A 23,791-nucleotide genomic window follows, 5' to 3' on the forward strand; every position below is an offset into this window, starting at 1 on the left:
AAGTGTCAGATCACATATATCAGGATGGACACAGATCCTGTGGGAGCTGGCTTGCCTGCGATAACGGCGTCACATTCAACAAAGATGTCGAATGCTCCATCGCTATCGCGGGCAAGCCCGCTCCCACAGTGTTTTGCATTGCATCAAAAGAGTCGATTCCAGCTTCAGACAGCAGCGTTATAGAACTGCTCGCTGCTCTTCTGCTCCACCAGCGCTTGTTCGATCGCAGCCTGATGCACTTCGTCGGCGTGCTCTTCGCGGGCTTCCGGCAGGATGCCCAGACGCGAGAACAGTTGCATGTCCTTGTCCGCTTGCGGGTTGGCGGTGGTCAGCAGTTTTTCGCCGTAGAAAATCGAGTTGGCGCCAGCAAAGAACGCCAGGGCTTGCATCTGCTCGTTCATGGCTTCACGGCCGGCAGACAGACGCACGTGGGACTTCGGCATCAAGATACGTGCGACCGCGAGCATGCGGATGAAGTCGAACGGGTCGATGTCGTCGGCATTTTCCAGTGGCGTACCGGCAACTTTCACCAGCATGTTGATCGGCACCGACTCTGGATGCTCGGGCAGGTTAGCCAGCTGGATCAGCAGGTTGGCGCGGTCGTCGAGGGACTCACCCATGCCGAGAATGCCACCGGAGCAAATCTTCATCCCCGAATCACGCACGTAGGCCAGGGTTTGCAGGCGCTCGCTGTACGTACGAGTGGTGATGATGCTGCCGTAGAACTCAGGCGAGGTGTCGAGGTTGTGGTTGTAGTAATCCAGGCCGGCTTCGGCCAGCGCGACGGTCTGGTCCTGATCGAGACGACCGAGGGTCATGCAGGTTTCCAGGCCCATGGCCTTCACGCCTTTGACCATTTCCAACACGTACGGCATGTCTTTAGCCGACGGGTGTTTCCACGCCGCGCCCATGCAGAAACGGGTCGAACCGATGGCCTTGGCGCGAGCGGCCTCTTCGAGGACCTTCTGCACTTCCATCAGTTTTTCTTTTTCCAGGCCAGTGTTGTAGTGGCCGGACTGCGGACAATATTTGCAATCTTCCGGGCAAGCACCGGTTTTGATCGAGAGCAGCGTCGAGACCTGGACGCGGTTGGCGTCGAAATGCGCGCGGTGCACCGTCTGCGCCTGAAACAACAGGTCGTTGAATGGCTGAACGAAGAGTGCTTTGACTTCGGCCAAAGACCAGTCATGACGCAGGGTTGCAGTGGTGCTGGCGCTCATGGGCGTTTCCTTGTTTATGCTTGGCAAGCGGCTGGGGAATGGAATACCCACAGACGCGACACGGATGTTCGGCATATTTAAGGAAGAGCGATGCGCTGTCAACCACGATACGAAGGGTCGGTTTACATCTGGTTAAAAAACAAACAATCCTGTTTGCTCTGTTCAGAAGCCGCGGACGACACCACGCCAATCTGCATGGCCTGCGAAACCGAGTTGCCCTGGCTGGGCGAGCACTGCCAAATCTGCGCCCTGCCCTTGCCCGACACAGGTCTGACGTGCGGCCAATGCTTGAAACAACCGCCAGCCTTCGAGCGAGTTGCGGCACCCTGGACTTACAGCTTTCCGGTCGACAGTTTGATCACCCGCTTCAAGCACAGCGCAAAGTGGCCATTTGGCCGCCTGCTCGCCGAACTTCTCGCTCAGTTCCTGCAACATCGCTTCGATGAAGATCTGGATCGGCCCGATGCACTGATACCGGTACCGCTGGCTTCCAAACGTCTGCGCCAGCGGGGTTTCAACCAGGCGGCGATGCTCGCCCGCTGGCTCAGCGTCAGCCTCGACATTCCTTGTGATGAAACGCTGTTGCTGAGGGTTCAGGACACCAGCGCGCAACAAGAGCTGAATGCCGACGCCCGTAAAAAGAATCTGCGCCACGCCTTTGCCCTGGCGCCCGCGGCCTCGATCAAGGGTCGCCACTTCGCTTTGGTCGACGACGTGCTGACCACCGGCGCCACCGCCCAGGCCCTGGCTCGCTTGTTGATGGATGCGGGTGCCGCGCAGGTCGATGTCTACTGCCTGGCCCGCACCCCAAAACCTGGCGACGTGACCTGACTTGACTCCCACGCGCCAAGCCGCCAACGTCCTCCCCATCGCCACAGCCCAAAGCGTCTCGCCATGTCCTTGCCTACGTTGTTGTCCCAGCACATTGTCCGTCGTCCGCAGCGCATCGCGTTGCTGCAACACATCGCCGAACAAGGCTCAATCACCCGCGCCGCGAAAAGCGCGGGTCTGAGTTACAAAGCGGCGTGGGACGCCATCGACGAGCTGAACAACCTCGCGCAGAAACCGCTGGTGGAGCGTAGCGTCGGCGGCAAGGGCGGTGGCGGCGCCAAACTGTCCAGCGAAGGCGAGCGCGTGTTGCGCCTGTATCAAAAGCTCCAAGCCTTGCAGGCTCAAGTGCTGGAAGCCGCCGAAGAGGCCAGTGACCTTGACCTGCTCGGTCGCCTGATGCTCAGAACCAGCGCGCGCAACCAACTGCACGGCAAGGTCGTGGCGATCGATACACAAGGGCGCAACGACCGCATCCGTCTTGAACTGGCCGAAGGCTTGCGTATCGATGCGCAGATCACTCACGACAGCACTCTGCGCCTGGAACTGCAAACCGGCACCGAAGTGGTAGCACTGATCAAGGCCGGTTGGCTGGAACTGCTGAGCATCGATCAAGCCGCGGCGCCCGGCAGCAATTGCCTGAAGGGCACGGTTGAAGAAATCCTCGACGCCAAAGACGGTCCCAGCGAAGTGCGCATCGGCTTGCCCAATGGCCAGACACTTTGCGCCCTGTCCGAGCAACTGCACCTGAAAACCCTCGAGCTTACTGTCGGAAAACCGGTGCTGGTGCAATTCGCGCCATCCAACATTCTGCTGGGCACACCGCTCTAGATCAGACGCTACGCAACCCTGTAGCAGCTGCCGAAGGCTGCGTTCGATCGCGAAGCGGTCGTAAACCTGCCACCGCGACGCAGCCTTCGGCAGCTGCTACAAAAAATCAGTGCATCGCCTGCAACAAAACGTTCATCAACCATCATTAAGGTGACTGCAAAAACCCGCAGGGAGCCTGATGTGAGCTTATTAGAAGACAACCAACCCACCGACCTCGAAAAGATGGTTGGCCTCAGCCGTCGAGGCTTCATCAGCGCTGGTGCCCTCTGCGGTGCAGCGATGTTTCTCGGTGGCAATTTGCTGAGTCGCAGTGTGCTGGCCGCCAGCGTCAGCGCCGGCTCCAGCAAACTGTTGGGCTTCGACAGCATCGCCGCCGCCACGACCGACGCCATCACCCTGCCGCCAGGCTACAAATCTTCGGTGCTGATCAGCTGGGGCCAGCCACTGCAAAAAAATGGTCCGGCGTTCGACCCGAGCGGCAACGGCACGGCCGAGGCGCAGGAAGTCCAGTTCGGCGACAACAACGACGGCATGAGCCTGTTCGAATTCCCCGGTGACAAAGACCGGGCGCTGATGGCGATCAACAACGAATACACCAACTACCGCTACCTCTACCCTCACGCCGGCACGCCGCAATCGGCGGAAGACGTGCGCAAGGCCCTGGCCTGCGAAGGCGTGTCGGTCATTGAAGTACAGCGCAAGAACGGCCAGTGGCAGTTCGTCCAGGGCTCACGCTACAACCGGCGCATTCACGGCAACTCGCCGTTGAGCCTGAGCGGTCCGGCGGCTGGTCACGAGCTGATGAAAACCAGCGCCGACAAACACGGCAAGAAAGTCCTCGGCACCTTCCAGAACTGCGCCAACGGCAAGACGCCATGGGGCACTTATCTGACCTGCGAAGAGAACTTCACCGACTGCTTCGGCAGCAGCAATGCCGAGCAGAAATTCGATGCCGCGCAGAAACGCTACGGCGCGGTGGCGGCCAGTAAAGAAATCAACTGGCATCAACACGATTCGCGCTTCGACCTGGCGAAAAACCCCAACGAACTCAATCGTCATGGCTGGGTGGTGGAAATCGACCCGTTCGATCCGCAGTCGACGCCGGTCAAACGCACCGCGCTGGGCCGCTTCAAACATGAAAACGCCGCACTGGCCGAAACCAATGACGGTCGCGCCGTGGTGTACATGGGCGACGACGAACGTGGCGAGTTCATCTATAAATTCGTCAGCCGCGACAAGATCAACCACAAAAACCCCAAAGCCAACCGCGACCTGCTGGATCACGGCACCTTGTACGTGGCGCGTTTCGACGCGGGCGACGGCAACGCTGATCACCCGAAAGGCCAGGGCCAGTGGATCGAACTGACCCACGGCAAGAATGGCATCGATGCCAGCAGCGGTTTTGCCGATCAGGCCGAAGTGCTGATTCACGCACGCCTCGCAGCCAGCGTTGTGAGCGCCACGCGCATGGACCGTCCGGAATGGATCGTCGTCAGCCCCAAGGATGGCCAGGTTTATTGCACCCTGACCAATAACGCCAAACGCGGCGAAGAAGGCCAACCGGTGAACGGGCCGAACCCGCGCGAGAAAAACGTCTACGGGCAGATCCTGCGCTGGCGCACCGACCGCGACGATCACGGCTCGAATAGCTTTGCCTGGGATCTGTTTGTGGTCGCCGGCAACCCGGGCGTCCACGCCGGCACGCCGAAGGCCGGTTCGTCGAACATCACCCCGCAGAACATGTTCAACAGCCCGGACGGCTTGGGCTTCGATAAGGACGGGCGTCTGTGGATTCTCACAGATGGCGATTCGAGCAACGCCGGTGACTTCGCGGGCATGGGCAATAACCAGATGCTCTGTGCCGACCCCGTGACGGGCGAGATCCGTCGTTTCATGGTCGGCCCGGTGGGCTGCGAGGTGACGGGGATCAGCTTCTCGCCGGACCAGAAAACCTTGTTTGTCGGGATTCAGCATCCGGGGGAAAACGGTGGGTCGACGTTCCCTGAGCACCTGCCCAACGGCAAGCCGCGGTCTTCGGTGATGGCGATTTCCCGTGAGGACGGTGGGATCGTCGGCGCCTGACAGGGCCTCTTCGCGGGCAAGCCCGCTCCCACAGGATAGGCGCGATTTCAAAATTAGCGCATGACCTGTGGGAGCGGGCTTGCCCGCGATGGTGTCAGCCAAAATGACACACTATTCAAGCCCAACCACTATAGAAGCCCCGTCTGCGCTACCATGCTTGGCCGGACGCGGCAGCCTGCTGCGCGCAGGAGTCAGCATGGCCCACCCGTTTGCAACGCTCACCCCAGACCTCGTGCTCGATGCCGTCGAAAGCATCGGCTTTCTCAGCGACGCACGCATTCTGGCGCTCAACAGCTACGAGAACCGTGTCTATCAGGTCGGCATCGAAGACTCCGAGCCGCTGATCGCCAAGTTCTACCGTCCGCAGCGCTGGACCAACGAAGCGATTCTCGAAGAGCACCAATTCACCTTCGAACTCGCCGAGTGCGACGTACCGGTGGTCGCGCCGATGATTCACAACGGTGCCAGCCTGCACGAACACAACGGTTTCCGTTTCACCCTGTTTCCCCGCCGTGGCGGCCGTGCGCCGGAGCCGGGCAATCTCGATCAGCTGTATCGCCTGGGCCAACTGCTCGGTCGGCTGCACGCGGTCGGTGCTACAAAACCGTTCGAACACCGTGAAGCGCTGGGGGTAAAGAACTTTGGTCAGGACTCGCTGACGACATTGCTCGAAGGCAATTTCGTACCCAAAAGCTTGCTGCCAGCCTACGAGTCCGTTGCCCGCGACCTGCTCAAGCGTGTCGAAGAGGTCTACAAGGCCACGCCGCACCAGAACATCCGCATGCACGGCGATTGCCACCCCGGCAACATGATGTGCCGCGATGAGATGTTCCATATCGTCGACCTCGACGACTGCCGCATGGGCCCGGCGGTGCAGGATATCTGGATGATGTTGGCGGGTGATCGTCAGGAATGTCTGGGGCAGTTGTCGGAATTGATGGACGGCTACAACGAATTCCACGACTTCGACCCGCGGGAACTGGCGCTGATCGAACCGCTGCGCGCCTTGCGCCTGATGCACTACAGCGCCTGGCTCGCCCGTCGCTGGGATGACCCTGCCTTCCCTCGCAGCTTTCCGTGGTTCGGCACCGAGCGCTATTGGGGCGATCAGGTATTGGCGTTGCGTGAGCAATTGGCTGCGCTCAATGAAGAGCCATTGAAGCTCTTTTAAATTTAAGATCAAAAGATCGCAGCCTTCGGCAGCTCTTACAGGTGTACGCAATTCCTCCGTAGGAGCTGCCGAAGGCTGCGATCTTTTGCTTTCAGACACGACACATCTATACAACCTCCTTACAATCCCCTCTTTGTTAGCTGCCTAAGCAAGGATTCTCATGCAAGCCGCCAACCCGCGTCGCGGGTACATCCTGGGCCTGAGTGCCTACATCATCTGGGGCCTGTTCCCGATCTACTTCAAAGCCATCGCCAACGTGCCCGCCGTGGAGATCATCATCCACCGAGTGCTGTGGTCCGCGCTGTTTGGTGCTTTGCTGCTGCTCGTCTGGAAGCATCCCGGCTGGTGGCGCGAGCTGCGTGAAAATCCGCGGCGACTGGCAATCCTGGCCCTGAGCGGCACGTTGATCGCCGCCAACTGGCTGACCTACGTCTGGTCGGTGAACAACGGGCGCATGCTCGAAGCCAGCCTCGGTTACTACATCAACCCGCTGGTAAACGTGCTATTGGGAATGCTGATCCTCGGCGAACGGCTGCGGCGCATGCAATGGCTGGCGGTTGGCCTGGCGGCGGTTGGTGTTGCGCAGCAAGTGTGGCAAGTCGGTAGTCTGCCGTGGGTGTCGCTGGTGCTTGCATTGACCTTCGGCTTCTACGGATTGATCCGCAAGCAGGCACCGGTAAAGGCGCTGCCGGGGCTGGTGGTGGAAACCTGGATGCTGGTGCCGATTGCTGTCGCCTGGTTGCTGTTCAATCCGACGGCGAGCAGCGCGCAAGCCGAATTCTGGACCACCTCTGAAGCCTGGTGGCTGGTGGCTGCAGGTCCGGTGACGCTGGTGCCGCTGGTGTGTTTCAACGCCGCCGCACGGCACTTGCCTTACACCACCCTCGGATTTCTCCAGTACCTGGCGCCGACGCTGGTGTTGTTGCAAGCCGTTCTGCTGTTTGGCGAGCACTTATCGTCCAGCACGCTGGTGGCGTTCATCTTTATCTGGGCCGGTCTGGCGGTTTACAGCGTTGACGCGTGGATAAGTCTGCGCCGCCGCAGCTGATCAGAAAACGTACAAATCTCTACAGGCCACGTCTCCCGTGGCCTGCATCCATCCTTCCCAAGGTTATCCACAGCGTGATCCCCGGCGTTTGTGCGCAAGTCACTGAAACTGCTGGTTTTTTGATCAGATCCTGAAGAGCCACGGCCGACGTGGGCTGGCGAGGTGTCTCTACAGGTTATCCACAGGCAGGTGCACGTATAACTTGGATAACCTTTTCAAGGTTCGCTGCGCAGCACCAATTCGACCATCAAATCATCCGCCAGGGTTTCCAGGCGCGATTGCAGCACCTCCAGCGACAATGTCAGTGGCACCGCAAGAATCGCCTCGGCATGGAACAGCGGCTCGCTGCTCATCGGCGCCGGTCGAACTTCGGTCACCAACTGCTCCAGGTTCACGCCCTGCTCACTCAGCAGACGCGTAATGTCTCGCACAATGCCCGGACGATCATTGCCCACCAGTTCCATGGCAATCGGCTTCCAGGTGCAGGACTGTTCGATGCCACTTTCGGCGATCAGCACGCGGATCCCTTGGGTCGACAATCCCTGTAGGGCGTCTACCAGTTCGTCGTAGGCCTCAGCCGGCACACCCACCCGAAGAATCCCCGCGAACTGTCCGGCCATGCGCGACATGCGGCTCTCCAGCCAGTTACCGCCGTGCTCGGCAATGCATTGAGCAATGCGCTCGACCTGCCCGGGCTTGTCTGGAGCAATTACAGTGAGTACGAGATGGTCCATGGCGCAGCCCTCTGGTCATGACTTTTGTTATAGAAAAACAAGTATAGGCAAGGGGCTGGTTGTGGCGAGGGGGCTTGCCCCCGTTCGGCTGCGCAGCAGTCGCCAAATTGCCAAAATGCGGACTGGTGGAGAGATGCAGAGGGCCGCTTCGCGCCCCAACGGGAGCAAGCTCCCTCGCCACAAAAGCAATGCCCCATAGCAGGGCATTCAATATTATGTGTACAAGTTTTTATATTTAACTGGAACAATCCAATAGTTTTTTGAGAACATCCTGTTCCCCGACATGACCGCAATGCGTCATGGGGTCGCAGAACGACGTAATTAGTCTAATTTTCACAACCGCAATTCATCATGTAGTATGCCGCAGCGCGCACTACATAACGCTGGATCGATGTCTGCCGCAGGTGCCGCCGCAACCCCTGAAAGCCCTGTCAGCAAGGCCGCAAAGCCGTTGATCGGATCGAACCCAGCCGCCAGCAATGGCATGTACTGGTAGATGGGTTTGTGGTTTAAATGGCCAGAGGCTTCATTGTTAAATTGAAGAGCTGAAAAGCGAAATAGCTGAGCAGAGTGAGGCAAGCAATGACTGAACACGTTCAAGTCGGTGGCCTGCAGGTCGCCAAAGTCCTGTTCGACTTCGTGAACAACGAAGCCATTCCCGGTACCGGCCTCACCGCCGACAAGTTCTGGGCCGGTGCCGACAAGGTCATCCATGACCTGGCGCCGAAGAACAAAGCCCTACTCGCCAAACGCGATGATTTCCAGGCACGTATCGATGCCTGGCACCAGGCTCGTGCAGGTGTTGCGCACGATGCGGTGGCCTACAAAGCCTTCCTGCAAGACATCGGTTATCTGCTGCCAGAAGCGGCCGATTTCCAGGCAACGACGCAAAACGTCGATGACGAAATCGCCCGTATGGCCGGTCCACAGTTGGTGGTGCCGGTGATGAACGCGCGCTTCGCGCTCAACGCCTCGAACGCCCGCTGGGGTTCGTTGTATGACGCGCTCTACGGCACCGACGCCATCAGCGAAGCGGACGGCGCGGAAAAAGGCAAAGGCTACAACAAGGTTCGCGGCGACAAGGTCATCGCCTTCGCCCGCGCCTTCCTCGACGAAGCCGCGCCACTGGCAGCCGGCTCCCATGTCGACTCCACCGGCTACAAGATCATTGACGGCAAACTGGTAGTCGCCCTTAAAGGCGGCAGCAACACCGGCCTGCGCGACGATGCCCAACTGATCGGTTTCCACGGCGATACAGCGGCTCCAACCGCGATCCTGCTGAAAAACAACGGTCTGCACTTCGAAATCCAGATCGACGCCAGTACCCCGGTCGGCCAGACCGACGCTGCCGGTGTCAAAGACATCCTGATGGAAGCCGCGCTGACCACCATCATGGACTGCGAAGACTCGGTTGCCGCGGTCGATGCCGATGACAAAGTGGTGATCTACCGCAACTGGCTCGGCCTGATGAAGGGCGATCTGTCGGAAGAAGTCTCCAAGGCCGGTCAGACCTTTACCCGCACCATGAATGCCGACCGCACCTATACCGCCCTCGATGGCAGCGAACTGAGCCTGCACGGTCGCTCGCTGTTGTTCGTGCGCAACGTCGGTCACCTGATGACCATCGACGCGATCCTCGATAAAGACGGCAACGAAGTACCGGAAGGTATTCTCGATGGCCTGGTGACTTGCCTCGCGGCGATTCACAGCCTCAACGGCAACAGCTCGCGCAAGAACAGCCGCACCGGCTCGGTCTATATCGTGAAGCCGAAGATGCACGGCCCGGAAGAAGCTGCGTTCACCAACGAGCTGTTCGGTCGCATCGAAGACGTCCTCGACTTGCCGCGCAACACCCTCAAAGTCGGGATCATGGACGAGGAGCGCCGTACCACGGTCAACCTCAAGGCCTGCATCAAGGCTGCCGCCGAGCGTGTGGTGTTCATCAACACTGGCTTCCTCGACCGCACGGGCGACGAAATCCACACCTCCATGGAAGCCGGCCCGATGGTGCGCAAGGCCGACATGAAGGCTGAGAAGTGGATTGGCGCCTACGAGAACTGGAACGTTGATATTGGCCTGAGCACCGGCCTGCAAGGTCGCGCCCAGATCGGTAAAGGCATGTGGGCCATGCCGGATCTGATGGCAGCGATGCTCGAACAGAAAATCGCTCACCCGATGGCCGGTGCCAACACCGCCTGGGTTCCATCGCCGACTGCCGCCGCGCTGCACGCGTTGCACTATCACAAGGTCGATGTGTTCGCCCGCCAGGCCGAACTGGCCAAACGTACTCGCGCTTCGGTGGACGACATCCTGACCATCCCGTTGGCCGTCAATCCAGACTGGACCACGGAGCAGATCAAGAACGAACTGGACAACAACGCCCAGGGCATTCTTGGCTACGTGGTGCGCTGGATCGACCAAGGCGTGGGCTGCTCGAAAGTGCCGGACATCAATGACGTCGGCCTGATGGAAGACCGTGCGACACTGCGTATTTCCAGCCAACACATCGCCAACTGGCTGCGCCACGGCATCGTCACTGAAGATCAGGTGATGGAAAGCCTCAAGCGCATGGCGCCGGTGGTTGACCGTCAGAACGCCAGCGACCCGCTGTACCGTCCGCTGGCACCGAATTTCGACAGCAACATCGCCTTCCAGGCGGCGGTCGAACTGGTGGTCGAAGGCACCAAACAGCCGAACGGATACACCGAGCCGGTTCTGCACCGTCGCCGTCGCGAATTCAAGGCTGCCAATGGCCTTTGAGTAAACGCTGACGCCGGACATGAAAAAGCCCTGATCGAAAGATCAGGGCTTTTTTATGCCACGGTCCCTGTGGCGAGGGAGCTTGCTCCCGCTCGACTGCGCAGCAGTCGTATGCGGTGTATCAGATACATTGGGATCGCTGGTTTTGGGGCGGCTTCGCAGCCCAGCGGGAGCAAGCTCCCTCGCCACAAAAAGCTGCAGCCCTGAGGTCCGCACTACACATCCATCCCCAGCTCATGCTTGACCAATTCAAGCAGCTTGCCGCTATCGATGGGTTTGAGCAGAAAGTCCACTACGTGCAGGTGCATCGCTTCGATCGCATCCTTCACGTCAGCGTCACCGGAGACGATGATGATCGGCAACGCCGCACGAGCCGATTCCCGCACCTGACGGATCAGTTCCAGACCATCGACATGTCTCATCCGCAGGTCGGTAATCACCAGCCCGATCGATGGCTTCGCCTCCAGCAATTTGAGCGCCGCTTCGCCACTGGCTGCCGTCATGCAATTGATGCCGTCCAGTCCCAGAATTTCCGACAGTAATTCCCTGGAGTCCTTATCGTCATCGACGATCAGTACCCGCTGCGGCGGCAAGTCTGGTTCCAACATAACGGCACTGAGCGCTTCGCGCTCGGCATCACTCAAAATATCGTGGTCGGACATGGCTTTCTCAACGTTTTCGATTCGATCCCTGACACAGTGGTCAGACATCGCTAAGCAGACTTCAATGTGCACTTCGTCGGAAACTATTCCAATAGATAATGTAGGAGGTTTTTCCCGCAATTGTGTCAGACATTTCCCATATTCCGACCGCGGCACTGCCTACCTAGACTTACGTCCAATGGGCACCCTGCCCGCAGGGGCCGACCATGCCTGTAACGATCTGACACAACGATCCGACACAACAATCAGAAAAAGACTGCGGTAATGGTTATGAGTAAAGCGGACGCCTTCACCCAGGCAGGGAAAACCGCGGTGTTGCAGAACATCCAGGGCACTTTGCAATTCCTACAGCGCTTCCCGCCGTTCAATCAGATGGAAAACGCCCACTTGGCCTATCTGGTCGAGCAATGTCAGCTGCGTTTTTATGCCCCCGGCGAGAGCATCATCAAACCTGCCGATGGCCCGGTTGAGCATTTCTACATCGTCAAACAGGGCCGGGTCGTGGGCGAACGTCCGCACACGGCCAAGGGCGGGACCGAAACCACCTTCGAAATCACCACCGGCGAGTGCTTCCCCCTCGCCGCGCTACTGGGGGAACGGGCGACTCGCACCGAACATCTGGCGGCCGAAGATACCTTTTGCCTACAGCTGAATAAGCTGGCGTTCATCAAACTGTTCGCACTTTCCAGCCCATTTCGCGACTTTGCCCTACGCGGTGTCAGCAGTTTGCTGGATCAGGTCAACCAGCAAGTGCAGCAAAAAGCCGTGGAAACCCTCGGCACCCAGTACTCGCTCAATACCCGGCTGGGCGAACTGGCCATGCGTCACCCGGTGACCTGCAGCCCGATCACGCCTCTGCGTGAAGCCGTGACGCTGATGCACGATCAGCAAGTCGGCAGCATTGTGGTAGTCGATGAGCAAAAGGCACCGCTGGGCATTTTCACCCTACGCGACTTGCGACATGTGGTGGCCAACGGCACCAGCGATTTCAATGAAGCCATCGAAGGGCACATGACCCGGGCGCCGTTTTACCTGACGCCGGACCACAGCGCCTTCGACGCCGCGATTGCCATGACCGAGCGGCATATCGCCCACGTCTGCCTGGTCAAGGACCAGCGCCTGTGCGGCGTGGTCTCGGAACGCGACCTGTTTTCCCTGCAACGGGTCGATCTGGTGCACCTGGCACGGACCATTCGCAGTGCCCATAAGCTGGAAAACCTGGTGGCGATGCGTGGCGAAATCGGCCAATTGGTGGAGCGGATGCTGGCGCACGGAGCATCCTCCACCCAGATCACCCACATCATCACCCTGCTCAACGACCATACCGTGTGCCGGGTGATCGAACTGGTGCTCGCCGAGAAAGGTGACCCCGGCGTGCCGTTCAGTTGGTTGTGTTTCGGCAGCGAAGGCCGCCGCGAACAGACGCTGCACACTGATCAGGACAACGGCATTCTGTTCGAAGCCCGCGACGCAGCCCACGCCGCCGAGATTCGCGGCAAGTTGCTGCCCATCGCCCAACAGATCAATCAGAACCTGGCGCTGTGCGGCTTCACCCTGTGCAAAGGCAACATCATGGCCGGCAATCCCGAACTGTGTTTGTCCCGGGCCGAATGGGCGCGACGCTTTGCGGCGTTTATCCGCGAGGCGACCCCGGAAAATCTGCTGGGGTCGAGCATCTATTTCGACCTGCGTGTGGTCTGGGGCGACGAGCGTGGCTGCGAGCAACTGCGCCAAGGCATTCTCGATCAGGTCGGCGACAACCGCTTGTTCCAGCGGATGATGGCCGAAAACGCCCTGCGCAACCGCCCGCCCGTAGGGCGTTTTCGCGAATTCGTGCTGGCTCGCAAGAATGGCGAGAAGGCCACGCTCGACCTGAAACTCCAGGGCTTGACCCCTTTTGTCGATGGCGCACGAGTGCTGGCCCTGGCCCACGGCATCGACACCAACAATACCCTGGAGCGCTTTCGCCAATTGGTGGACAAAGAGGTTATTGAACGGCTGGACGGCGCGGCGTACGAAGAGGCGTATCACTTCATCCAGCAAACCCGCATGCAGCAACATCAGCTACAGACCCGGGAGAATTTGCCCTACTCCAACCGTGTCGATCCTGACAGCCTCAATCATCTGGACCGACGCATCCTGCGTGAATCCCTGCGCCAGGCCCAACGCCTGCAAAGCAGCCTGACCCTGCGGTATCAGTTATGAGCCTGTTTTCATGGCTGCGGCCGGTAAACCCCATTTTGCCCGGCGAACTGCAACAACGTCTGGAACGCTTGCCTGCCGTGGCCGAGCTGGGTGATTGCAGCCTGCGCGAGCAACGCTGGGTGGTACTCGACCTGGAAACCACCGGGCTGAACCTGAACAAGGATCGGCTGTTGTCCATCGGCGCGGTGGTGATCGAGGACGGGGCGATCGATTTCAGCCAGCAATTCGAACGCACGCTGCAATGCACCGAACTCAAACTCGGCCCCAGCGTGTTGATTCACGGCCTGGGCCCGAGCGCCATTGCTGCCGGCAGCGACCCCGCGCAGGCCCTGCTCGAATTCATGGAGTTCGTCGGCGACAGTCCGGTGCTGGCGTTTCATGCGCCGTTCGATCAGCACATGCTGGGGCGCGCGCTGAAAGAACATCTGGGCTACAAGTTGCAGCATCCGTTTCTGGACGTGGCAGACATCGCGCCGCTGCTGTGCCCGCAGGCGCACTTTCGCGAGGCCGGGCTGGACGAGTGGATCGACTGGTTCAAGCTGGAGGTCTTCGAACGGCATAACGCCAGTGCCGATGCCTTGGCGACGGCGGAGCTGGTGCTGATTTTATTCAGCCGGGCGCGACAGCAGCAGATTCATAGCCCGTTGAATTTGCAGCAGCGGCTGAGTCAGTGGAAGCGGCGGCGGCAAGCGCCTTCGCTCTAGATCTTCGGTGACTGTTCGGGCCCCATCGCGGGCAAGCCACGCTCCCACAGGTTTTTCGTCGTCCGTCGATTTTGCAAACGGCACAAAACCTGTGGGAGCGTGGCTTGCCCGCGATGAACGATAACTCGGTCTGACTGGATATTCCCCCGCTAAACCACCCGACCAGCGCCAATTGCTTACCTCCCCCGCCTCTGCCACAATCGCGAACAATTCTCGTTACTTAACACTTCCCATTTGGTGATGTTGCGTGTCGTCAGTCCAAAGCCCCCAGAGTGAGCTCGTTGGTGCGTTGTATCGCGACCATCGCGGCTGGCTATTGGCCTGGCTGCGGCGCAACGTGGCCTGCCCGCAACGGGCCGAAGACCTGAGCCAGGACACCTTCGTGCGCTTGCTGGGCCGTGATGAATTCAAGGAGCCTCGCGAACCTCGGGCATTTCTGGTGGCAATCGCCAAGGGCCTGCTGTTCGACTACTTCCGCCGCGCCGCACTGGAACAGGCCTACCTCACCGAATTGATGCTGATCCCCGAAAGCGAACAACCGTCGGTGGAAGAACAGCAACTGATCCTCGAAGACCTCAAAGCCATCGACCGCCTGTTGGGCAAGCTCTCGAGCAAGGCCCGGGCGGCGTTTCTCTACAACCGTCTCGATGGCCTCGGCCACGCCGAAATCGCTCAGCGTCTGGGTGTGTCGGTGCCGCGTGTTCGTCAGTACCTGGCCCAAGGCACTCGTCAGTGCTACATCGCGTTGTACGGTGAGCCGGTATGAGCCCGGTCAACTCCAAGCCCGTGTCGGCACAGGTGCTGGATGCCGCGATTGCCTGGCAACTGTCGCTGGATTCCGGCAACGCGGTCGAGCGCGAAGAATTCGCCAAATGGCACGCCGCCCACGAAGAACATGCTCGGGCGTGGCGTCAGTTAGGCATGCTCGACCAGCGTTTCAGCGTCGCCAATGGCCCGGCCCGCACAGCCTTGCTGCAATCGCGCGAAAGCATCCGGCGCCGGGTGCGCAAGCTCGGCAGCGGTCTGGCCAGCATCGTGGCGGTGATCGGCTTGGCGCTGTTCGCCGGTGATCGTTATCTGCCCATCGACTATTGGCTGGCCGACCAGAGCACCGCCACCGGCGAGCAGCGCACTCTACGCCTGACCGACGGCACGCTGATCAACCTCAACACCCACAGCGCAGTGGATGTGCGCTTCGATGAGAAGCAGCGGCTGATCGTCCTTCAGGAAGGTGAAATCCTCGTCGAAACCGGCCATGGCGATGCCCGGCCGTTTATCGTCGAGACCCGCGAAGGCAGCATGCGTGCATTGGGGACGCGGTTCCTGGTCAAGCGTGAAGACGAAGGCACGCGCCTGAGCGTGTTGAAGTCAGCAGTAGCCGCCCATCCCGAATCGAGCCCCGAGGAACAGATCCTGCGCGAAGGCCAGCAAGTGCTGATGCGCAGCAATGGCTTGGGCCCGATCATCGCCCTCAACCTCGGCGCCGATGCCTGGACCCGCGGCATGCTGGTGGTGGACAACGCGCGGCTGGAGGATCTGGTCCAGGAACTCGGCCGCTATCGTCGCGGGCATCTTGGCGTCACACCGGAAGTCGCCGACCTGCGCATCACCGGCAGCTTCCCCCTGAACGATACCGATAAGGCGCTGAGTGCGCTTTTGCCGACCCTGCCGGTGCAGATCGAACAGCACACGTCGTGGTGGGTGACGGTGGCGGCGAAGTCTGAGACCAAGCCCTAAAAGCTGCTGCGCCTGATCCGCCGCCTTCGCGGGCAAGCCCGTTCCCACAGGTTTTGTGTCGTTCACAGAACTCCCGCTCGACACAAAACCTGTGGGAGCGTGGCTTGCCCGCGATGGGGCCATCCGCCTCACCGCAATTGATAAATCGAAATTATTTTCATCTCGCCCTATCACTTTTGAATTCTCGTCCGGCACCTAGGCAATTGAGAAATATTTCCATTCAGGAGCCGCTGTATGTCCCGTTCGCTAGACACCGTGTTGCGCCCCCGTTTGCTGGCGGTCGCTATTGCCCTTTGCGCCCCTCTGGCCAGCAGCCAACTGATCGCCGCTGAACAGGCGTCCAGCGTTCGCGCCTACAACCTGCCGGCTGCGCCATTGGCCAGCACCCTGAATCAGATTGCCAGCCAGGCCGGTTTGGCGCTGTCGTTGAATCCGTCGCTGGCAGCAGGCAAGACCTCGGCCCCGGTGAAGGGCCAGTTCGACGCCACCGGCGCCCTGCGTGAAGCCTTGCGCGGCACCGGCCTGCAACTGGAACAGAGCAGCACCGGCACCTACAGCCTGGTGGCAGTGCCCGAGGGCGTGATGGCCTTGCCGGAAACCGCAATCATCGGCGCGGGAAATATTGAAAGCGCCTGGGGCCCGACCGAAGGCTACCTGGCCACCCGCACCGCGGCAGGCACCAAGACCGACACCGCGATTGCCGAACTCCCTCGTTCAGTCTCGGTGGTCACCCGCGAGCAAATGGATGATCGCTCCGTGCTCAGCCTCAACGATGCCCTGCGCTATACCGCTGGTGTACAGAGCAGCGGTTATGGCTCGGATTCGCGCAATGACTGGCTGCTGGTGCGCGGTTTTATACCCACTCAGTTCCTCGATGGTTTGCCGCTGCCAAAAGGCAACTACGCCACGCCGAAAATCGAACCGTGGAACCTTGAGCGCATCGCCGTCCTGCGTGGCCCGGCGTCCTCGGTCTACGGCCAGACCCCGCCCGGCGGTCTGCTGGACATGGTCAGCCGTCGACCCGAGGCACAAAGCAGCCACGAAGTGGAACTGCAGGCCGGCAGCAACGAACACAAGCAGATCAACTTCGACAGCACCGGCAAAATCGACGACGAAGGGCAGTTTCTCTATCGCGTCAGTGGCGTGGTTCGGGACAGCAATGCGCCGGTCGATCACATTCCCGACAAACGCTACAACTTGGCACCCAGCCTGACCTGGAACATCAACGACGACACCCGGCTGACCTTGCTGTCCCAATACACCCGCGACGACACCGGTATCACCGGGCAGTTTCTGCCGCTGCAAGGCACAAAACTGAGTACGCCCGCCGGAAAGATTTCCCATCACAAGAACCTTGGCGATCCGGACTGGGAATTCTACGACCGCACCTATTACGCCCTGGGTTACGCCTTCGAGCACCGCTTCAATGACACCTGGCAGTTCCGCCAGAACCTGCGCTACACCAAGAATGATCTGGAATTTCAGGGCATCACCGCGGGCGGGCAGATCTGGCCGGCGGGCCCGGATGAAGCCGTCAGCGACGATGGCACCATCCAGCGCACCGCCGGCAAGGTCGATGAGGACACCAGCCAGTTCGCGGTGGATAACAACGTCCAGGCCGACTTCCAGACCGGGGCCCTGAGCCACACCTTGCTGCTGGGCCTGGACCACCAGCGCTCCAACACCAATTCCCGCTGGTTGTGGGGTTCGGCGGGCGTGCCGTCCAGCAACATCAACCGGCCGGTGTACGGACAGGATTTTTCCAACGTCACCTACTTCACGATGTACGACTACAACCAAAAAACCCAACAAACGGGCCTCTACGCTCAGGATCAGATTGCCCTGGACAACTGGCGCCTGACCCTCGGCGGGCGTGAAGACTGGGTCCATACCGGCACGGTGTTCCACAATCAGAACGATGCGACCAACACTCAGCGCGACGAGAAATTCAGTGGCAACGCGGCGCTCAGCTATGTCTTCGACAATGGTGTAACGCCCTACCTGTCGTATGCGGAGTCTTTCCAGCCAGCAACCGGTGCCGCGGTCAACAGCACCGATTCGTTCAAGCCGACTGAAGGCAAGCAATACGAAGCCGGGATCAAGTACCAGCCACCCGGTACCAAAACGCTGCTAACCGCTGCCGTGTTCGACCTGACTCAGGAAAACCTGTCGGTCACCGAAAACAACATCACCCGTCAGGTGGGTGAAGTCCGGGTACGCGGCCTGGAACTGGAAGCCAGCGGCGACGTTACCGACAATCTCAAACTGGTCGGTTCGTACACCTACAACGACAGCGAAATCACCAAAGGTGCCAGCGCCGAAAAAGGCAATCGCATGGCACAGGTTCCGCGCCACCAGGCCACTGCATGGGCCGACTACACCTGGCACAACGGCCTGCTCGACGGTTTCGGCGTGGGCGCCGGTGTGCGTTATGTCGGCGACACCTACGGCAATACCACCAACACCGATTGGGGCCACGTCGGCTCCTACACCGTGTATGACGCCTCGGCCCATTACGACCTCGGTCGCCTGAACAGTTCGCTCAAAGGGGTCTCGGTGGCAGTGGATGCCAAGAACCTGTTCAACAAGGACTACCTGTCCACCTGCGACGGCTTCTACTGCTACTACGGCGACGAACGCAACGTGGTCGCCAGCGTGAATTACAAGTGGTAACGGATTGACCCCATCGCGACAAAACAAGGGTCACGGCACAGCCGTGGCCCTTTTGCATTTGGATGAATCATGAAAAGCAAAACCATCCGCCGCTGGTCATTCGTTCACACCTGGACCAGCCTGATCTGCACGGTATTCCTGCTGATGCTGGCCCTCACCGGCCTGCCGTTGATCTTCCACCACGAGATCGACCATCTGCTGGGCGATGCCGCCGAGTTGAAATCCATGCCCGCCGACACCCCGCAGCTGAATTTGCAGCAGTTGGTGCAGGCGGCTGAAAAGCATCGTCCCGGCGAGGTCATGCAGTATTTCGGCTACGACGAAGAAGACCCCAACGGCGTGATCGCAATCATGGCGCCCACCGCCGGCACCGAGCCGAACTCGTCCCACACCTTCATGCTCGACGCTCGCACCGGCGAAGCATTGGAAATGCCATCGGCCAACACCGGGCTGATGATGGTCATGCTGCGTCTGCACGTGGACATGTTCGCCGGGCTGCCAGGCAAGTTGCTGCTGGCGTTCATGGGGATTCTGTTTGTGCTGGCGATTGTTTCCGGAACGGTGCTGTATCTGCCGTTCATGCGGCGTTTGAAGTTCGCCACCGTGCGCCACGACAAATCCACCCGCCTGCGTTGGCTCGACTTGCATAACCTGATCGGCGTGGTGACGCTGACCTGGGCCCTGGTGGTCGGCGTGACCGGCGTAATCAGTGCCTGCGCCGACTTGCTGATCGCCGCGTGGCGCAACGACAGCCTGAGCGCGATGATCGCGCCTTATCGCGATGCGCCGCCGCTGACTCAATTGGCTCCTGCGACTCGTCTGCTCGACATCGCCAAAGACGTCGCGCCGGGCATGCAGCCCGATTTCATCGCCTTCCCCGGTACGCGGTTTTCCAGCGAACACCATTACGCCGTCTTCATGAAAGGCAGCACCCAACTGACTTCGCACCTGCTGACGCCGGTGTTGATCGACGCCCGCACCCTGCAAGTCACGGCGGTGGCCGAGCGGCCGTGGTACATGGACGCCATGGGCATGTCGCAGCCGCTGCACTTCGGTGATTATGGCGGCATGCCAATGAAAATCCTCTGGGCGACCCTCGATGTGCTGACCATCATCGTGCTCGGCAGTGGAGTTTATTTGTGGGTGGTGCGGCGCAAGGTCGCGAAACCTGTGCTCGAAAACGCGGAGTGCCCGACATGAGGCCGAGACAGTCGAATTTCTGGAAGGTCTTCGCCACACCAACCGTCATCGCCCTGCTCAGCGCCGCGGGGCTGTTTGCTGCGTTGCTGGGCGATGGCGTGTGGGATGCATTGAGCTGGCTCGGGCTGGGCATCCCTGCCGTCCTCGCCTTGCGCGGGCTGCTGCAACGCCATTGAACGACACGCAACCAAAAATGTGGGAGCGGGCTTGCTCGCTCCCACACTTCGTTCGATGCTCAACCGTGAGTTCGCGCTTGAGCTCAAGCTTTAAAGCGCTATGCTGCCGACACTGCCCATGATCGAGATCGTCGCCATGTCCGCCCCCAGCATGACCTTGTTCCACAACCCCGCGTCGCCCTTCGTTCGCAAAGTCATGGTGCTGCTGCACGAAACCGGTCAAACGAACCGCGTGGCGCTGCAAGCCAGCCAGCTCACACCGGTCAGCCCGGATCTGGCCCTCAACGAAGACAACCCGCTAGGCAAAATTCCAGCCCTGCGCCTGGCCGATGGCAATGTGTTGTACGACAGCCGGGTGATCCTCGACTATCTCGATCATCAGCACGTCGGCAATCCGCTGATCCCTCGCGATGGCTCAGCGCGCTGGCGGCGCCTGACGTTGGCCTCCCTGGCAGACGGGATCATGGATGCCGCGGTGATGGTTCGCTATGAAGTGGCCCTGCGCACCCCGGAAAAACACTGGGACGAATGGCTCGACAGTCAGCGCGACAAGATTCGTCGCGCCCTGGCGCTACTGGAAGCCGACGCGATTGCCGAGCTGACCAGCCATTTCGATGTGGCGGCAATCAGTGTTGCCTGTGCTTTGGGTTATCTGGATCTGCGTCATCCGGATCTGGAATGGCGCAAAGAGAATCCTAAGCTGGCGGAGTGGTATTTTGAGGTGAGTCAGCGGCCTTCGATGATTGCGACGATGCCGAAGGTATAGTGCAGTGTTACTTTCATTCCAAAGACGGAATGCTCAGTAATCAGGTTTTGGCTCGGGTGGTGGGGCGCTATATCGTTCTCTACGCGAACTTAAACGCTCGTCCAAAACGGGTAGACCAAGCAACACCGATGCTTGAGAGTAGGAGTCTGCGTTGTGGTAAAGCGAATCCGCTCGAAATCCGTGAAACCCCGCTTTAATTCGTTCCAGACTTTTCTCACCAAACATTGCCTGCAAACTGGTACTGCCAAGCTTGCTCTCTTCAATATTTTTTATTATTTCTGTGTCATAGCGACCACTTGAAACCATTTCCGCCTCGTTAAAAGCATTAAGCCAATAACTTTCGTCTATCATGGATCGCGTCCCTGGCGAAGCGTAGTAATAGTTGTCTTTAGTTTGGAGATCCAAATGGCTGATTTCGTGAATAAGAGTTGTCGCCAGTAACACAGCCCCCCGTCGAGACCTATCCTCCCAGGCTCGAGAGCGGATAAATATTCGTTTTAAGGGGTCCTTCCCTACAACAGACGCCAATGTTGAATCGCTTGATTTTTTCGATTTAACGAAGGCCAGCTCATCGTGTCTCACACCATTTCTATAAAGTTTAATCGCTGTCTTGAGTACCTGAAAACGAGACTCCAGTTCAGACCTACGATCTAGATTCGAGAACACTTGTTTCAGCGTTTGATCGATTGAGCGACGTGCCCGTCCCGTTTCTTGCATTGCCACGACAGCTTCGCTTACCAAGATATCGGCAATTTCGAAAGCGTGGTCTACAAACTCGATTACTGCTGCCGGCATTCTTGCGCGCCCACGCCCAACCATCACCGAATCCTGCTCTACAATTCTTTCCTGATGATCTCCTGGTGTCCCGCTGTACAGTCCCATCACATCTTGATGGGTCACCGGATTATTACCGGCCATATAAAACATATTCAAGCCATCAAAAATCCCCCCCGGATCCGGACTAATCCACCGCTGTAGCCACGGTGCGTAATACCGAAACCCGTAATAATACAGCCCTGTTGCATCCCGCTCTTTTCCAGAGTAACGAATACACTTGTGATCAGCTTCAACCTGCGAACGCCCCATCCACCAGGCCGTACCACCATATGGGTAATAACCTTCGTAACTGATCAGGTTTCCACAGTGATCAAGCTCAAGCGTACTGCTGCCCAAATGATCATCCTGGCTGTAGCGCACTTGATCCTCATCGATGCCACCCGGCCGCCCCTGTTCCCAATGCAATAACCGGACACTACTGCGTCCCGCCTGAATATTAATAACGTGCAGGACTTCGTCAGGATTGTCCGTCCCCTCGGTGCGGATCTCCAGCCCCGGCAGGTAACGAACCTCCGCTATTCGGGTCACGCTCGCCGCCAGCGCATGACGGACTTTACGGACCCGCATACCGGCACTGTCGTAGACATAACACTCACTGTCGTCCAGGCCATCTTCACGGCTCACCAGTCGAACTTCACTGAGTTGGTTGCGCGCCGTCCAACGCATCGGTTGCCCCGGCGCCAACAACTTGAGATTACCGTTGCCGTCGAAACTCGCGTCGAAGTCCGGTGTTTGCCCCTTCACCCGAGTCAGTCCGCGATTGCTGTCCGGGGCAATGTCCATTAAATGCGTTGGTTTATTGCTGTGATGCTGTTCGAGTAGATTGCCGCCCGCGTCATAACTCCAGCTCTGGCTGTAGGGTTGCAATCGACTCGGATCCAGAGGCGAGATCAGCGCCGGTAGCGCCGGGCCATTGACCGCTGAAGCCACTTCACGCCCAGTTGCGCTGATCAGTTGATAGAGCGTGTCGTACCAATAGCGATTAATCGGTTCGATACGTTGGTTGGCGAACCAACTGACGGGCTGGGACTTATCGGTCAGGCAGAGGATGTTGCCCACAGGGTCATAGTCGTAATGCAGCTCTTGCAGGTTCCACGCGCCTTTGCACGCAAGCAGGCGCTGCAGTCGACCGTCGGCGGGATCGAAGACACTGGAACTGATGACGCCATTGCCTGCCCTCTCGTACTCAACCTGACCGAAAGCGTTATAAGCGATATCACTGACTAACAAGTGCTCCGGCTTGCCGGCCACCTTCAACCAGGTGCTCTGTAATTGCCCTTGAGCGCTGTAGGCATAACGCCGTGTGTGCCCCGCTGCATCCATCTGGTCAAGCACGCCACCCGATGCATCGTATTGCCAGCGGGTGATGTAGGTTTTGTCCGCACCCTGTTCCAGTAAGGCATTTTGTTGGTTTTCGGGCCACCCAGAGTGATCCAATTCTGCCAGAAAGCGCCGCGACTCCATGATCGGCTTGCCTTGTAGGGTGTAGTCAGTCACCTCACGTGCACCGGCGGTATCCATATGACGAATCAACCGACCGCATTGATTCCGAGCGCTGGTCTCTACTTCGGCTGCGCCATAATACAAACGCTCCACACACTTTGTGGCTTCTTCGACAGTCAGCAGCCTGCCCATCGAGTCGTATTCAAAGCGCGCCGTGTTACCTGCCTCGTCCCAGCTTTGCCGGACCTGTGCCGCCTCATCCGGCAACGTCAGCCGCCAGCCGGCATCCACGCTGACGGTCAACAGGGATAACCCCGACAGGCCGCGAATTCGAATCATCGAGGCAATTGGCGCAGGACCTGCCCCCAAACGAGCATCCCAATTTGCCACTGATCGTCCCGCCACATCGAAAGTTTCGCGTGTCACGCGTGTCTCGGGCGGTGCATCACTGCTGCTCTTGCGGTAATAGGCAACGCAAGCAACGGTCAATCCACGACTGTCGATAACAGCGATTGTCGGGGTGTTGCGGTGCAAAGCGTATGCAGATTCCATGTGCGGGGCACTCGATGCGCAATCACTTGAGCTTAGACGACGATGCTACGGATCGCTGGAGGCGGATCACGGCAACCTGACCTTCAACACCAGCTTGCCTTCGATCAACTGGAAACAACCCCGCAATCCGCGTCGCCAATACCTCACCCACCCGCTGATCCT

At 59.3% G+C, this 23,791-nt stretch carries 19 protein-coding genes; 14 read left to right on the forward strand and 5 right to left on the reverse strand.

The features are described from left to right. Positions 1 to 164: 164 nt before the first annotated feature. Positions 165 to 1,220 carry a biotin synthase BioB gene (gene bioB, locus KGB18_RS19900; RefSeq protein ID WP_038981183.1) on the reverse strand — a complete coding sequence of 352 codons (1,056 nt, stop codon included), beginning with the start codon at positions 1,218 to 1,220 and terminating at the stop codon, positions 165 to 167. 90 nt (positions 1,221 to 1,310) lie between these two features. Between bioB and KGB18_RS19905 the strand changes: the two genes are divergently transcribed. From KGB18_RS19905 to rarD, 5 genes are all read left to right on the forward strand, one after another. Beyond that, positions 1,311 to 2,051 (forward strand): ComF family protein, encoded by a 741-nt coding sequence (locus KGB18_RS19905; protein ID WP_223570363.1) that lies wholly within the window; start codon positions 1,311 to 1,313, stop codon positions 2,049 to 2,051. A gap of 63 nt (positions 2,052 to 2,114) precedes the next feature. Next, the gene (locus KGB18_RS19910) at positions 2,115 to 2,879 is read left to right on the forward strand and encodes a TOBE domain-containing protein (RefSeq protein WP_123719595.1); all 765 of its coding nucleotides are present in this window, start codon (positions 2,115 to 2,117) and stop codon (positions 2,877 to 2,879) included. A gap of 180 nt (positions 2,880 to 3,059) precedes the next feature. Beyond that, positions 3,060 to 4,961, forward strand: a complete 1,902-nt coding sequence (locus KGB18_RS19915) for a PhoX family protein (RefSeq protein ID WP_223570364.1) — start codon at positions 3,060 to 3,062, stop codon at positions 4,959 to 4,961. Between the two features lie 196 nt (positions 4,962 to 5,157). Next, on the forward strand, positions 5,158 to 6,132 hold the full coding sequence (locus tag KGB18_RS19920) for a serine/threonine protein kinase (protein WP_123357589.1): 975 nt from the start codon (positions 5,158 to 5,160) through the stop codon (positions 6,130 to 6,132). Between the two features lie 160 nt (positions 6,133 to 6,292). Next, the gene (gene rarD, locus KGB18_RS19925) at positions 6,293 to 7,180 is read left to right on the forward strand and encodes an EamA family transporter RarD (protein ID WP_123497325.1); all 888 of its coding nucleotides are present in this window, start codon (positions 6,293 to 6,295) and stop codon (positions 7,178 to 7,180) included. Positions 7,181 to 7,395: 215 nt separating this feature from the next. Here the strand turns inward: rarD and KGB18_RS19930 are convergent, their stop codons facing one another. Both KGB18_RS19930 and KGB18_RS19935 read right to left on the reverse strand, forming a co-directional pair. Continuing rightward, entirely contained in the window at positions 7,396 to 7,914 is a 519-nt protein-coding gene (locus KGB18_RS19930) for a glycine cleavage system protein R (protein ID WP_038981174.1), read from the reverse strand. A 333-nt stretch (positions 7,915 to 8,247) separates the two neighbouring features. Then, entirely contained in the window at positions 8,248 to 8,514 is a 267-nt protein-coding gene (locus KGB18_RS19935) for a hypothetical protein (protein WP_148710183.1), read from the reverse strand. On the opposite strand from KGB18_RS19935, the gene KGB18_RS19940 reads away from it, so the two are divergent. After that, entirely contained in the window at positions 8,497 to 10,674 is a 2,178-nt protein-coding gene (locus tag KGB18_RS19940) for a malate synthase G (protein WP_223570365.1), read from the forward strand. The two genes, KGB18_RS19935 and KGB18_RS19940, sit on opposite strands and share 18 nt — an antisense overlap. Positions 10,675 to 10,889: 215 nt before the next feature. Here KGB18_RS19940 and KGB18_RS19945 read toward each other — a convergent pair whose 3' ends face one another. Then, positions 10,890 to 11,336: a response regulator gene (locus KGB18_RS19945; protein ID WP_123719599.1), complete on the reverse strand. Its 447-nt coding sequence runs from the start codon at positions 11,334 to 11,336 to the stop codon at positions 10,890 to 10,892. A 264-nt stretch (positions 11,337 to 11,600) separates the two neighbouring features. Between KGB18_RS19945 and KGB18_RS19950 the strand changes: the two genes are divergently transcribed. The 8 genes from KGB18_RS19950 (at position 11,601) to KGB18_RS19985 (ending at position 20,797) form a co-directional block, all read left to right on the forward strand. Then, on the forward strand, positions 11,601 to 13,541 hold the full coding sequence (locus KGB18_RS19950) for a putative nucleotidyltransferase substrate binding domain-containing protein (RefSeq protein WP_123719600.1): 1,941 nt from the start codon (positions 11,601 to 11,603) through the stop codon (positions 13,539 to 13,541). Further along, positions 13,538 to 14,245: a PolC-type DNA polymerase III gene (locus KGB18_RS19955; RefSeq protein ID WP_123719601.1), complete on the forward strand. Its 708-nt coding sequence runs from the start codon at positions 13,538 to 13,540 to the stop codon at positions 14,243 to 14,245. Before KGB18_RS19950 ends, KGB18_RS19955 begins: the two co-directional genes overlap by 4 nt. Positions 14,246 to 14,492: 247 nt before the next feature. Then, positions 14,493 to 15,011, forward strand: coding sequence for an RNA polymerase sigma factor (locus KGB18_RS19960; RefSeq protein ID WP_123719602.1), 519 nt, complete (start codon positions 14,493 to 14,495; stop codon positions 15,009 to 15,011). Continuing rightward, positions 15,008 to 15,982 (forward strand): FecR domain-containing protein, encoded by a 975-nt coding sequence (locus KGB18_RS19965; RefSeq protein ID WP_223570366.1) that lies wholly within the window; start codon positions 15,008 to 15,010, stop codon positions 15,980 to 15,982. The genes KGB18_RS19960 and KGB18_RS19965 overlap by 4 nt, the downstream gene beginning before the upstream one ends. 234 nt (positions 15,983 to 16,216) lie before the next feature. Further along, a complete protein-coding gene (locus KGB18_RS19970; protein ID WP_123719604.1) occupies positions 16,217 to 18,655 on the forward strand; it encodes a TonB-dependent siderophore receptor in 2,439 nt (812 codons plus the stop codon). A 69-nt stretch (positions 18,656 to 18,724) separates the two neighbouring features. Then, a complete protein-coding gene (locus tag KGB18_RS19975; protein ID WP_123719605.1) occupies positions 18,725 to 19,855 on the forward strand; it encodes a PepSY-associated TM helix domain-containing protein in 1,131 nt (376 codons plus the stop codon). Beyond that, complete coding sequence (locus tag KGB18_RS19980; RefSeq protein WP_123719606.1) at positions 19,852 to 20,031, forward strand: hypothetical protein; 180 nt, start codon at positions 19,852 to 19,854, stop codon at positions 20,029 to 20,031. The genes KGB18_RS19975 and KGB18_RS19980 overlap by 4 nt, the downstream gene beginning before the upstream one ends. A gap of 136 nt (positions 20,032 to 20,167) precedes the next feature. Further along, a complete protein-coding gene (locus KGB18_RS19985; RefSeq protein ID WP_123719735.1) occupies positions 20,168 to 20,797 on the forward strand; it encodes a glutathione S-transferase in 630 nt (209 codons plus the stop codon). A 33-nt stretch (positions 20,798 to 20,830) separates the two neighbouring features. Here KGB18_RS19985 and KGB18_RS19990 read toward each other — a convergent pair whose 3' ends face one another. Continuing rightward, positions 20,831 to 23,629 (reverse strand): RHS repeat-associated core domain-containing protein, encoded by a 2,799-nt coding sequence (locus KGB18_RS19990; protein ID WP_223570367.1) that lies wholly within the window; start codon positions 23,627 to 23,629, stop codon positions 20,831 to 20,833. Positions 23,630 to 23,791 lie beyond the last annotated feature (162 nt).

It is taken from the genome of Pseudomonas sp. BF-R-26, from assembly GCF_019947395.1.
Classification (GTDB): Bacteria; Pseudomonadota; Gammaproteobacteria; order Pseudomonadales; family Pseudomonadaceae; genus Aquipseudomonas; species Aquipseudomonas farris.